Source organism: Geodermatophilus sp. SYSU D00814 (assembly GCF_054050055.1).
In genome coordinates, this window is sequence record NZ_JBJGYP010000038.1 from 26,687 (window position 1) to 36,361 (window position 9,675).

Below are 9,675 nucleotides of genomic sequence, written 5' to 3' on the forward strand. Positions count from 1 at the left end.
CGGCGCTGGGCGTCGACGTCGGCGGCACGAAGGTCGCCGGCGGGGTCGTGGCGCCCGACGGCACCGTGCTGGCCACCGCCCGCCGCTCGACGCCGACCGCGTCGGTGCAGGAGACCGAGACGGCGATCGCGGCGGTGGTCGAGGAGCTCGCCGTGTGGCACGGCGGGCAGCTGGCAGCCGTCGGGGTCGGGGCGGCCGGCTGGTTCGACCGCACCGGTGACGTCGTCCTGTTCAGCCCGCACCTGGCCTGGCGGCACTCCTCGCTGCGCCGCGACCTCGCCGCCCGCCTGCAGCGGCCGGTGTGGGTGGGCAACGACGCCGACGCCGCGGCCTGGGCCGAGTACCGCTTCGGCGCCGCTCGGGGTGCCGACCTGGCGCTGTGCGTCACCCTCGGCACCGGCATCGGCGGCGGGATCGTCGCCGGCGGCCGGCTGCAGCGCGGCGCGCACGGGGTGGCGGGGGAGTGGGGGCACGTGCGGGTGGTCCCCGACGGGCGGCTGTGCGCCTGCGGCAACCGCGGCTGCTGGGAGCAGTACGCCAGCGGCACCGCGCTGGCCACGGCCGCGCGCGAGGTGGCCACCCGCTCCCCGGCCGCGGCGGCCCGGCTGCTCGACCGCGTCGACGGCGACGCGTCCCGGCTGACCGGGGAGCACGTCGCCCGGGCCGCGGCCGACGGCGACCCGGTCGCGCTGGCCCTGGTCAGCGACGTCGGCGAGTGGCTCGGTCAGGGCATCGCCGACCTCGCCGCGGTCCTCGACCCCGACGTCGTCGTCATCGGCGGCGGGGTGAGCGTGCTCGGGGACATGGTGCTGCGGCCGGCGCGCGAGCGGCTGGAGCGGGTGCTGCCCGGCCGCGGGTTCCGGCCCGTGCCGCGCGTGGTCGCCGCGGCGCTGGGCGCGCAGTCGGGGCTGGTCGGTGCCGCCGACCTGGCCCGCGCGATGGCCGCCCGAGGGATCGCCTGACGGCGCCCCTAGACCACCGCGCCGTCGTCGCCGTCGTCGGTGGAGCGCTCGCGCATGCGGGAGAGGAACAGCCCCGCGCTGCCGACCAGCGCGGCCACACCGAGCACCAGGCCGGTGTCGGTGGTCAGGCCCAGCACCCCCGGCGCGCCGACCAGCACCACCCCGGCCGCGGCCAGCAGCACCGCGTACAGCGTCGAGGGCGAGGGCACCGGGACCGGCGGCGCCGGCGGCGGCTCGTAGTGCTCGTCCTCGAGCTCGTCGGGGCTGGGGGCGTCCTCGGTGGGCGCCGGAACGGGTGCCGGGGTGGCGTCCTCGACGACGGTGCGGCCGTGCTCGGCCTCGTAGGCGGCCACGATCCGCGCCCACTCGGCGTCCTCGTCGAGGTCACGGCGGGTGGTGCGCCGCTCGGCGGCCGGCCCGCCCGCGGGGGCGTGCTCGTCGGCGTGCCGGTCGACCAGCGAGCGGCCCTCGCGCAGCCGCGCCCGGTCGACGAAGAGCCGGTCGGCCGGCGGGCTGGGGAGGAAGACGGTGCGGGTGTAGGGGCCGACGTCGGTGGCCGGCTCCAGGTAGGCGGCGATGCCGGCTTCGCGCAGCACGTCGAGCAGGTGCTCGCCGACCCGCGGGTCGACGTCGCGCAGCGGCGCCCACAGCGGGGCGTCGAGGCCGTTGTCGCGCCGTCCGCGTCCGCGTCGCGGCCCGGTCATCGGGGTACTGCCTCAGGGGGCACCCGGGCCGGGACGGGCGGTGCGGCCACGGGGTCCTCCTCGGCGGACGGCGGGTGGGAGCCGGCGGACGGGCGACGCGCGCGGCCGGAGGGGCCGATTGTCGCTCGGGGGCGGGGCTCCCTAGTCTGGCAGTTCCACAGGGAGGCGTGTTGTTCTACTGGTTCCTCAAGTTCGTGGCGATCGGGCCGCTCGCGAAGCTGGCCTTCCGGCCTCGCGCCGAGGGCCGCGAGCACGTGCCGGCCCAGGGTGCGGCGATCCTGGCGAGCAACCACCTGGCGGCCTCCGACTGGGTGTTCATGCCGCTGTCGCTGCGCCGCCGGGTGACCTTCCTGGCCAAGGCCGAGTACTTCACCGGCCGCGGCGCCAAGGGCCTGCTGCGGCGGCTCTTCTTCTCCGGCGCCGGCCAGGTCCCCATCGACCGGTCCAGCGCCAGCGCCGCGGAGGGCGCGATCCGCACCGGCATCCAGATGCTGGAGCAGGGCCGGCTCCTGGGCATCTACCCCGAGGGCACCCGCTCGCCCGACGGCCGGCTCTACCGCGGCAAGACCGGTGTGGCCCGGATGGCACTGGAGACCGGCGCTCCGGTGGTCCCGGTGGCGATGACCTACACGCCGCGCCGGATGCCGTTCGGCCGCACGCTCGTCCGGGTGCACGTGCGCTTCGGCGAGCCGCTGGACTTCTCCCGCTACGAGGGGCTGGCCGGGGACCGCTTCGTCGAGCGGTCGATCACCGACGAGATCATGTACGAGATCATGACGCTGTCGGGCCAGGAGTACGTCGACGTCTACGGCGCCCAGGTGAAGAAGCGGATGGACGCCACCGGCGCCAGCGCCTCCGACGTCGTCAGCCGGCTCGAGCCGCCGGCCGACGAGGCCGGCGACCGCGCACCGGACTCCCTCGCCGGCTGACCGGGCACGTCCGCGGACGTGCCCGGACCCCGCCCCGCCTACGGTGGGCGGCGTGCGGCGGTTCTTCTACGACACCGAGTTCATCGAGGACGGGACCACGATCGACCTGGTCTCCATCGGCGTCGTCGACGAGACCGGCCGCGAGTTCTACGCGGTGAGCACCGAGTTCGACGAGCGGCGGGCCATCCCCTGGGTGCGCCGCAACGTGCTCGACCAGCTCCCGCCGCCCGCCGACCGGGCCTGGCGCAGCCGCCGGCGCATCCGCGAGGACCTGCTGGCCTTCCTCACCGGCCCCGGTGAGGAGGTGGAGCTGTGGGCGTGGTTCGCCGCCTACGACCACGTGGCGATGGCCCAGCTGTGGGGCCCGATGACGGCGCTGCCGCGGGTGGTGCCGCGGTTCACCCGGGAGCTGCGGCAGCGCTGGGACGACCTCGGGCAGCCCGAGCTCCCGCCGACGCCCACCGGGGCCCACGACGCGCTCGTCGACGCCCGCCACAACCTCGCCCGCTGGCGGGCGATGGAGGCCGCCCGCGTCCTCAGCCCGCGGGAGGGGCGCCGAGCACGGCCTGCGTCTGGGTGACCGAGGCGACCGGCCGGCCGTCGTCGTCGGTGACCTCGGTGAGGACGACGACGGTCGTGCGGCCCACGTGCAGCGGCCGGGCGGTGGCGTGCGCGGTGCCGCCCCGGACGGCGCGCAGCAGCGAGGTGGCCGAGGCCAGCGTCGCCGTCGAGGCGCCCGGCGGCAGGTTGAGGAACGCGCAGACGGCGCCGACGGAGTCCGCGAGGGTCATCAGCGCGCCCCCGTGCAGCACCCCGCCGGCGGTGCAGCGGTGCGGGGCCCAGGGCAGCCGGCCCACCACCTCCCCGGGGCCGGCGGAGTCGAGCTCGACCCCGGTGGCGACGGCGAAGGGCATGGCGGCGAGCAGATCGGCGGCGTCCACACGGCGATCCTGCCGCCAGGTGATTCCTCGCGGGGTCCGGCTGCGGCAGGATCGGCGCTGACCTGCGGTTCGTCCTCTGGGAGGCGTCGTGCGCATCGGGATCCTGACCGGCGGTGGGGACTGCCCGGGCCTCAACGCGGTCATCCGCGCGGTGGTGCGGAAGGCCACCGGGTCCGGTGCCGAGGTCGTCGGCTTCCGCGACGGGTGGCGCGGCGTGCTCGAGGACGACGCCGTGCCGCTGGACCTCCACGCGGTGCGCGGGCTGCTGCCCCGCGGCGGCACCGTGCTCGGCACCTCCCGCACCAACCCCTACGCCCTCGACGACGGCCCCGAGCGGGTGCTGGCCACCCTCGAGCGGCACCGCATCGACGCGCTCGTCCCGGTCGGCGGCGAGGACACCCTCGGCGTCGCGGCGAAGCTGTCCGAGGGCGGGCTGCGCGTGGTGGGCGTGCCGAAGACCATCGACAACGACCTCGACGGCACCGACTACACCTTCGGTTTCGACACCGCCGTCGGCGTCGCCATGGAGGCCATCGACCGGCTGCACACCACCGGCGACAGCCACCACCGCACGCTGGTCGTGGAGGTGATGGGCCGGCACGCCGGCTGGATCGCGCTGCACGCCGGGATGGCCGGCGGCGCCACCGTGGTGCTGGTGCCCGAGCGGCCCTTCGACGTCGACGCGGTCGTGGCCCACTGCCTGCACCGCTTCGAGTCCGGGTACTCGCCGATCGTCGTCGTCTCGGAGGGGGCGCGGCCGGCCGACGGCGCGCTGGTCACCTCCACCGGGCAGACCGACGCCTTCGGGCACGTGCGGCTGGGCGGGATCGGTGCGGCGCTCGCCGCCGTCCTGGAGGAGCGGACCGGCCGGGAGTCGCGCGCGGTGGTGCTCGGGCACGTCCAGCGCGGCGGCACGCCGTCGGCCTTCGACCGGGTGCTGGCCACCCGCTTCGGCCTGGCCGCCGTCGACGCCGTCGACGCGGGGCTGTCCGGGGTGATGGTGGCGCTGCGCGGCACCGACGTCGTGACGGTGCCGATCAGCGAGGCCACCGCGGCGCTCAAGCTGGTCCCGCTGGAGCGCTACCAGGAGGCGGAGGTCTTCTTCGGCTGACGGTGCTGCGGAAGCCCCACCCGGCGGCCGTACCCTCGGGGCGTGAACCTGCTCGAGTCCGCCCAGTCGGTCCCCGGTCTCGACCGGTGGCGGGAGCTCCCCGCCGCCCAGCAGCCGACGTGGCCCGACCGCGCCGTCCTGGACACCGTGCTCGGCACGCTGTCGACCGTGCCGCCGATCGTGGCGCCCGGCGAGGTCGACGAGCTGCGCGGCCGGCTGGCCGAGGTCGCGCAGGGCCGGGCGTTCCTGCTGCAGGGCGGGGACTGCGCGGAGACCTTCGACCTCAACACCGACGCCCACCTGCAGAGCACCACGCGCACGCTGCTGCAGATGGCCGTCGTCCTCACCTACGGCGCGAGCGTGCCGGTGGTGAAGGTCGGCCGGGTGGCCGGGCAGTACGCCAAGCCGCGCTCGTCGGACACCGACGCGCTGGGCCTGCCGTCCTACCGCGGGGACATGGTCAACTCCATCGAGCCGGTGATGGAGAAGCGGGTCCCCGACCCAAACCGGCTGGTGCGCGCCTACGCCAACGCGGCCGCGGCGATGAACATGATCCGCGCCTACGCCCGCGGCGGACTGGCCGACCTGCACGCCGTCCACGACTGGAACAAGGACTTCGTCGCGAGCTCCCCGGCCGGCGTCCGCTACGAGGTCATCGCCCGCGAGATCGACCGGGCGCTGGCGTTCATGAAGGCCTGCGGGGTCGACGACACCGCGCTGCGCGGCGTGGAGCTCTACAACAGCCACGAGGGGCTGATCCTCGACTACGAGCGGGCGCTGGTCCGGGTGCACGAGGGCCGCGCCTACGCCTCCTCGGCGCACTTCGTCTGGATCGGGGAGCGCACCCGCCAGCTCGACGGCGCGCACGTGGAGTTCATGTCGCGGATCGCCAACCCGATCGGCGTCAAGATCGGCCCGTCGACGACGCCGGAGCAGGCCACCGAGCTCGTCGAGCGGCTCGACCCCGACGGCGTGCCCGGCCGGCTGACGCTGATCAGCCGCATGGGCAACGGCAGGATCCGCGACGTGCTGCCGGCGATCGTGGAGAAGGTCACCGCCAGCGGCCACCAGGTGGTGTGGCAGTGCGACCCGATGCACGGCAACACCCACGAGTCCTCCACCGGCTACAAGACCCGGCACTTCGACCGGATCGTCGACGAGGTCCTCGGCTTCTTCGACGTCCACCGCGGGCTGGGCACCTGGCCCGGCGGCATCCACGTCGAGCTCACCGGCGAGGACGTCACCGAGTGCCTCGGCGGGGCCATGGAGATCAGCGACGAGGACCTCAACAGCCGGTACGAGACCGCCTGCGACCCGCGGCTGAACACCGGGCAGTCCCTCGAGCTGGCCTTCCTCGTCGCGGAGATGCTGCGTGGATGAAGGACCCCGCTGCCCCCCACCGTTCGCACGCTCACGGCGGGCCCCTGCAGCGGCGCCGGAAGGAGTGACGGGATGACCTCCTTCGTCGACCTGCGGTCGGACACCGTCACCCGGCCGACCGCCGGGATGCGCAGGGCCATGGCCGAGGCCGAGGTCGGCGACGACGTCTACGGCGAGGACCCGGCGGTCCGCGCGCTGGAGGAGCGGACGGCGGAGCTGTTCGGCCACGAGGCCGCGCTGTTCGTGCCGTCGGGGACGATGGGCAACCAGATCGGCATGCGGCTGGTCTGCGAGCCCGGCCAGGAGGTGCTCTGCGACGCCGACGCGCACGTGGTCACCTACGAGATGGGCGCCGCGGCGGCGGTCTTCGGCATCTCCACCCGCACCGTCGTCTCCGCCGGCGGCCGGCTCGACGCCGACCAGCTCCTCGCGCAGGTGCGGCCGCGGGACGACTGGCACCTGACCGCGACCGCCGCCGTCGCGGTGGAGAACTCGCACAACCGCGGCGGCGGGCTGGTGCAGCCGCTGGAGCAGCTGCAGCGGCTGTGGGACGCGTCCCGCGAGGGTGGGTTCGCCGTCCACCTCGACGGCGCCCGGGTGTGGAACGCGCACGTGGCCTCCGGGGTGCCGCTGTCCACCTACGGCCGGCTGGCCGACACCGCCTCGGTCTGCTTCTCCAAGGGCCTCGGGGCGCCGGTCGGCTCGGTGCTGGTCGCCTCGGCCGAGCGCATCGCGACCGCCCGGCTGTGGCGCAAGCGGCTCGGCGGCGGCCTGCGCCAGGTCGGCGTGCTCGCGGCGGCCTGCACCCACGCGCTGGACCACCACCTGCCGCGGCTGGGCGAGGACCACGAGCACGCGCGGCTGCTGGCCAAGCGGCTCGGCGTCGACCCCGCGACGGTCGAGACGAACATGGTCGTGCTGGACGCGGTGAACGCGCCGGTCGTGGCCGAGGCCGCCAAGGCGCAGGGCGTGCTGGTGTCGCGGGTCAGCGCGCGGCGGATCCGGCTGGTCACGCACCTCGACGTCGACCGTGCCGCCGTGGACCGCGCCGGCGACGTCCTCGCCGCCGTCCTCGACCGCTGAGCACGGCTGACGAGGGTTCCGGGACGGGTCCCCCCCGGCTGCTCGTACGGCGCCGCCCACGGTGAGCCATCAACCTGTGTTGACGAGGAGCGGTCATCAACGTAGATTGATGACCGTGGCCGAAGCGCAGGCCCTGCCGGGGCCCGAGGACCCGGAGGCGGCGCTGGCCGCGGTGGTGGCCCTGCGCCGGCTGGCGGGCCGGCTCGAGGTCGCCGCCGTGGTCGAGGCGATCGCCCAGGGCTGGACGTGGGCCCAGGTGGGGGAGGCGCTGGGCATCAGCGCCCAGGCCGCGCACAAGAAGTTCGCACCCGAGGTCCGCGCGCGGCGCGGTCGCTGATCTGGAGGAACGGTCGATGGGGCTGGTCAACGCGGCGCGGGACGTGCGCACGATCAAGCGGCTGCTCACCCGGGCCGAGGCCGACGCGCGCGCCGGCGGGGAGCAGGCGCCGGGACCGGAGCACCTGCTGCTGGCCGCCACGGCGTTGCCCGACGGCTCCGCGGCCCGGGCCCTGGGGCGCGTCGGCGTCGACCCGCAGCGGTTGCGCACCGCCGTCGAGGAGGCGCACGCGAGCGCGCTGGCCGCGGTGGGCATCGAGGTCGAGCACGGCGCCGACGGCGCGTCGGGGCTGCGCAGCCCGGCGGCTGGTGTCTTCCGCTCGACGCCCCAGGCGCAGCAGGTCTTCCAGGACGCCGTGGCGCTGTCGAAGTCGACCGAGCCCTCCCTGCTGCGGGGAGCCCACGTCGTCGCGGCGGTCTGCGACCTCGAGCGCGGCACCGCCGCCCGCGCGCTCGCTGCCCTCGGGGTGGACCGCGACCGGCTCCGGGAGGCCGCGCGCGCCGAGGCCGGGATCAGCTGATGGACGACCTGCTCGGAGACCTGGTGAGTGGCGTGACCGGTGGCCTCGTCGGCACCTGGCTGCGCAGGCGGCGCGCGGAGCGGCTCGGGAGGAACCCGGACGTCGATGGACCCGTCCACCGCCCTCGTCAGCCGTCCTCGTCGACCGGTGACTGAGGCACGCGCCGACGGCCGCCACCCCTCGCGGGACGGCGGCCGTCGTCGTGCCACGGATCAGTAGGCGCCGAACAGCAGCCGGTTCGGCGTGCCGGCCCGCTCGGCCGTGCGGGAGAGCTTCACGTGGTTCGTCGTGGCCGTGCCGTTCAGCTGGGCGGCCACCGCGGCCGGCGTCGCGGAGCGGTTCCCCGACAGGTAGAGCGCGGCGACCCCGGCCACGTGCGGCGTGGCCATCGACGTCCCGCTGATCGTGTTGGTCGCCGTCGTGCCGGTGTACCAGGCGCTGGTGATCCCCACGCCGGGGGCGAGCAGATCGACGCAGGAGCCGTAGTTGCTGAACGACGCCGCCGTGTCGGTGCGGTCGGTCGCGCCGACGGTGAGCGCCGCGGGCACCCGAGCGGGGGAGGAGGCGCAGGCGTCCTGCGCCACGCCGGCGGAGTTGCCGTTGCCCGCCGCGACCGCGTAGGTGACGCCGTCGGCGATCGAGTTGCGCACCGCGGTGTCGATCGCGGTGCTGGCGCCGCCGCCGAGGCTCATGTTGGCCACCGCCGGGGCGCCGGCCTGGTGGTGGGCGGTCACCCAGTCGATGCCCGCGACGACGCCGGAGGTGGTGCCGCTGCCGTCGCAGCCGAGCACCCGGACGCCGGCCAGGCTCACGCCCTTGGCCACGCCGTACTGCGTGCCGCCGACCGTGCCCGCGACGTGGGTGCCGTGCCCGTTGCAGTCGTCGGCCGACCCGCCGTCGACGGCGTCGTAGCCGGACACCGCCCGGCCGCCGAAGTCGGTGTGGGCGACGTTGATGCCGGTGTCGATGACGTAGGCGGTGACGCCGCTGCCGGTCGCGGTGTAGCCGTAGGTCGTGCTGAGCGGCAGGTCGCGCTGGTCGGTGCGGTCCAGACCCCACGGTGCGTTCGTCTGCGTGGCCCCGACGGTGACCACCCGGTCGCGCTCGACGGAGACCACGCCCGGCAGCTCGGCCAGCCGGCTCGCGGCGGCCTCCGGCAGGGTCACGGCGTAGCCGGTGAGCGCGGCGGTGTAGACGTGGTCGACCCGCCCGCCGAGCCCGCGGGCCCGCTCCGCCGCCTGGGCGGGGAGGGTCGAGCGGTCGACGGTGACGACGTAGGTGGCGCGCGGGCCGCCGTCGGGCGGTGCGGCCGCGGCGGGGCTCGCGGTGACGCCGAGGCCGGCGGTCGCCAGGGCGGCGACGATCCCGACGGCCAGGGTGCGACGAGTGGGCAAGGACGGCTCCTCGGTGAGGCTCCCCGCGGCCGGGCGGCCGCGAGGTGTTCCGAGCCAACGCGGTGTCGTAGATCACCGCAAGTGAAGCAGCGAAAGCGCAGGGTGAGCACGGCGTGTCCGCTCCCCGGGCGCGCCGCGGTGGGGGTCCCCTCCGTCCTCCGTCGAGATCACCGGATCTCGACGTCCCCGGGCCTCTGAGCCGGGGGGGGGGGGGGGGGGGGGGGGGGGGGGGGGGGGGGGGGGGGGGGGGGGGGGGGGGGGGGGGGGGGGGGGGGGGGGGGGGGGGGGGGGGGGGGGGGGGGGGGGGGGGGGGG

General features: G+C 76.1%; 12 protein-coding genes. 9 read left to right on the forward strand and 3 right to left on the reverse strand.

The genetic code is table 11. The features are described from left to right. Positions 1–5 precede the first annotated feature (5 nt). Positions 6–962, forward strand: coding sequence for an ROK family glucokinase (locus tag ACI780_RS21665; RefSeq protein ID WP_456870143.1), 957 nt, complete (start codon positions 6–8; stop codon positions 960–962). Between the two features lie 8 nt (positions 963–970). Here the strand turns inward: ACI780_RS21665 and ACI780_RS21670 are convergent, their stop codons facing one another. Beyond that, entirely contained in the window at positions 971–1,666 is a 696-nt protein-coding gene (locus ACI780_RS21670) for a hypothetical protein (RefSeq protein ID WP_456870079.1), read from the reverse strand. A 167-nt stretch (positions 1,667–1,833) separates the two neighbouring features. Between ACI780_RS21670 and ACI780_RS21675 the strand changes: the two genes are divergently transcribed. After that, complete coding sequence (locus ACI780_RS21675; protein ID WP_456870080.1) at positions 1,834–2,595, forward strand: lysophospholipid acyltransferase family protein; 762 nt, start codon at positions 1,834–1,836, stop codon at positions 2,593–2,595. 52 nt (positions 2,596–2,647) lie between these two features. After that, entirely contained in the window at positions 2,648–3,175 is a 528-nt protein-coding gene (locus tag ACI780_RS21680) for a polyadenylate-specific 3'-exoribonuclease AS (RefSeq protein WP_456870081.1), read from the forward strand. Here the strand turns inward: ACI780_RS21680 and ACI780_RS21685 are convergent. Then, positions 3,132–3,536 carry a PaaI family thioesterase gene (locus ACI780_RS21685; RefSeq protein WP_457005695.1) on the reverse strand — a complete coding sequence of 135 codons (405 nt, stop codon included), beginning with the start codon at positions 3,534–3,536 and terminating at the stop codon, positions 3,132–3,134. The genes ACI780_RS21680 and ACI780_RS21685 overlap by 44 nt on opposite strands. A gap of 88 nt (positions 3,537–3,624) precedes the next feature. On the opposite strand from ACI780_RS21685, the gene ACI780_RS21690 reads away from it, so the two are divergent. The 6 genes from ACI780_RS21690 to ACI780_RS21715 all read left to right on the forward strand — a co-directional run bounded on the left by ACI780_RS21690 (position 3,625) and on the right by ACI780_RS21715 (position 8,122). Further along, positions 3,625–4,647, forward strand: a complete 1,023-nt coding sequence (locus ACI780_RS21690; protein WP_457005697.1) for a 6-phosphofructokinase — start codon at positions 3,625–3,627, stop codon at positions 4,645–4,647. A gap of 42 nt (positions 4,648–4,689) precedes the next feature. Beyond that, positions 4,690–6,027 (forward strand): class II 3-deoxy-7-phosphoheptulonate synthase, encoded by a 1,338-nt coding sequence (locus ACI780_RS21695; protein ID WP_456870084.1) that lies wholly within the window; start codon positions 4,690–4,692, stop codon positions 6,025–6,027. A gap of 72 nt (positions 6,028–6,099) precedes the next feature. After that, positions 6,100–7,110 (forward strand): threonine aldolase family protein, encoded by a 1,011-nt coding sequence (locus ACI780_RS21700; protein ID WP_457005699.1) that lies wholly within the window; start codon positions 6,100–6,102, stop codon positions 7,108–7,110. 109 nt (positions 7,111–7,219) lie between these two features. Next, positions 7,220–7,447 (forward strand): RNA polymerase subunit sigma-70, encoded by a 228-nt coding sequence (locus tag ACI780_RS21705; RefSeq protein WP_456870086.1) that lies wholly within the window; start codon positions 7,220–7,222, stop codon positions 7,445–7,447. 16 nt (positions 7,448–7,463) lie between these two features. Next, positions 7,464–7,967 (forward strand): Clp protease N-terminal domain-containing protein, encoded by a 504-nt coding sequence (locus tag ACI780_RS21710; protein ID WP_457005701.1) that lies wholly within the window; start codon positions 7,464–7,466, stop codon positions 7,965–7,967. Then, positions 7,967–8,122, forward strand: a complete 156-nt coding sequence (locus tag ACI780_RS21715; protein WP_457005703.1) for a hypothetical protein — start codon at positions 7,967–7,969, stop codon at positions 8,120–8,122. The genes ACI780_RS21710 and ACI780_RS21715 overlap by 1 nt, the downstream gene beginning before the upstream one ends. A 57-nt stretch (positions 8,123–8,179) precedes the next feature. Here the strand turns inward: ACI780_RS21715 and ACI780_RS21720 are convergent, their stop codons facing one another. Next, a complete protein-coding gene (locus tag ACI780_RS21720) occupies positions 8,180–9,361 on the reverse strand; it encodes a S8 family peptidase (protein ID WP_457005705.1) in 1,182 nt (393 codons plus the stop codon). Positions 9,362–9,675: the final 314 nt, after the last annotated feature.